This window comes from Chryseobacterium luteum, from assembly GCF_000737785.1.
Classification (GTDB): Bacteria; Bacteroidota; Bacteroidia; order Flavobacteriales; family Weeksellaceae; genus Chryseobacterium; species Chryseobacterium luteum.
The window spans coordinates 1-2,260 of record NZ_JPRO01000048.1; the positions used below are offsets into that span (position 1 = coordinate 1).

3 protein-coding genes are annotated in these 2,260 nt (G+C 33.3%); all 3 read left to right on the plus strand.

Annotated elements, in window-relative coordinates; all coding sequences use genetic code 11:
- The coding region (locus IX38_RS21765) for a T9SS type A sorting domain-containing protein (RefSeq protein ID WP_034708186.1) at positions 1 to 202 on the plus strand (202 nt) is incomplete at its 5' end.
- 79 nt (positions 203 to 281) lie between these two features.
- Complete coding sequence (locus IX38_RS21770) at positions 282 to 485, plus strand: LytR/AlgR family response regulator transcription factor (protein WP_228378029.1); 204 nt, start codon at positions 282 to 284, stop codon at positions 483 to 485.
- A gap of 82 nt (positions 486 to 567) precedes the next feature.
- Positions 568 to 2,260 (plus strand): leucine-rich repeat domain-containing protein (locus IX38_RS22230; RefSeq protein ID WP_051885020.1); only part of this gene is annotated, 1,693 nt, incomplete at its 3' end.

Here is a 2,260-nt window from a genome sequence, read left to right on the forward strand (position 1 = left end):
AAAAGGAGAGGTCAATATTAAAGCAGATTCTAAAATCACCTCCGTTGAAGTATATGATGCACAGGGAAGAATTATTCAGAGACAAATCGGCATCAACAGTCAAAATACAAAGCTTACGATCCACAGTGATTCTTCAGGGGTATTTTTATTTAAAGTGAATACAGAAAAAGGAATACTGATGAAAAAGGTCATTAAAAATTAAACGCAACGAATAATACTGCGCAAATCTCTAAGTGAAAGGGATTTTTATGATAAATTTCTTTTCGTCATTATAGATGATGATGTCGAAAACACTGAAAGAGTATGAGGAACTTTTAGGAGAGCATGGTTTTGAAAGCATTCACCAGTCTCATCTCATTAATTTAAATGAATTAAAATCCTATATAAAGAAAGACGGCGGTTTTGTGATCATGTCAGACGGTTCCCAGCTTCCTGTATCTCAAAGAAAGAAGGAGAGATTACAGGATTTAATTAACAGACTTTAAATTCTAAATAATATCCGGTAAATTCTCAATGACACTATTACAGAATTGACCAGGCAGATATATTTGCAAAAAAAAAAACCTTATGAAAAAAAAATTATTCTTACTTTTTTTACTGCTATCCTTAGCAGCGAATGCACAAATTATTAATATTCCCGATGCTAATTTTAAAGCTTATTTATTGTCTTCGTCATCAAGTAATACCATTGCTAAAAACTTCGGTGGAAATTACTTTGCCATAGATGCTAATGGAGATGGAGAAATACAACAAAGTGAAGCAGATCAGGTAGAGGGATTGGAAATTGATGATACCAGTCCTGGTCCTATTGAGAATTATGAAGGAATTTCATCTTTTTCAAACGTAAAAAGTATTGGCATTAACTCTTTTGTAGCACCAACTACACCTCTTACTATTTCTAACCTTAATTTTTTAGAAAACCTTTTTGTTAACTTCCATGATATTCTGGGAAGTATTGATATTGTTAACAATCCTCAACTAAAAAATATTATGATCAGCGGAATTACTTTAAACACACTTAGTAACAATCCATTGATCGAAAACCTGATTATTTATAGTGAATCTGGATCAAGCATATCTGCAAATGCAATGGGTGGAATAGAAGGTTTAAGCAATTTGAAAAATCTGGAACTTAACGGCTTTTATAATATGATCTCAAGCCTGCCTATCAATCTGAGTGGACATAATAATTTATTGAGTTTAAAAATTTTTCATACAAGTTTAGACAATGTTGATGTATCTGGCTGTAGTGTTTTACATGATATAACACTGGATTCAAGCTATCTCAACCTTACTGCAGCAATCAATATCAATTCCAGTAACTGCCCGAACCTTACCAATTATTCTGTGGCACAAAATGGAAATGTTTCGGCTAATATTATTTCAGATAACTGTCCCGGTTTAATTAATTTCATTTCTACAGATTATGGAGAGGTATCATTATCGTTAAACGGATGTACCAATTTAGAACTTATAAATGTGCGCAATTTGGGAAGCCTGTCTGTGAATAATTGCATTAATTTAAATAAAATTAAAGCTTTACGATTTCGGGGATCATCTCTGGATTTATCCAATAATAATTTACAGAATCTGAAATATATTGAAATTGATTTTAATCCGATTAATGGAAGTGGACCTGGTCCTCTAACATTTTTAAATGTACAGGGAATAACCTCTTTATTAGAATTACGCTGCTTTTATCACCAAATATCAAATTTAAATGTTCAGGGATGTACTCAGCTTAAATATCTGGATTGCAGCCAAAATCAATTAGCTGCTTTAAATGTACAGGGATTAAATAATCTTGAACGTCTTGAATGCAGTGAAAACCAACTTAATTCCCTGGACGTACATAATTTGGCCAGTCTTAAATGGTTAAACAGCTACGCTTGTGGTCTTGTAACTTTAAATGCTCAAAACTGTCCGAATCTTGAATATCTGCATTGTGCTGAAAACCAACTAACGTCTTTAAACGTGCAGGGTTGCAATAATCTTGAAACATTAGCATGCCTCCACAACCAGCTTACCTCTTTAGATGTAAGCGGTCTTAGTAAGCTACAATTGTTATCTTGTGGTTTTAACCAGCTTACTTCCTTAGATCTGAGGGACTGTATAAATCTACAGGAATTTTGGTGTGATAACAACCAGCTTACAACACTGTTTATGAAGAATGGAAGTAATGAACCTCTGGGATTTGGTTTTTCCAATAATCCGGCTCTTCAATATATCTGTTGTGATGATACCCAAATGAACGAAGTTC

What these genes read in the sequence shown, in the direction of transcription:
- IX38_RS21770 (WP_228378029.1), top strand. Translation starts at nt 282, where the DNA reads ATGTCGAAAACACTGAAAGAGTATGAGGAACTTTTAGGAGAGCATGGT.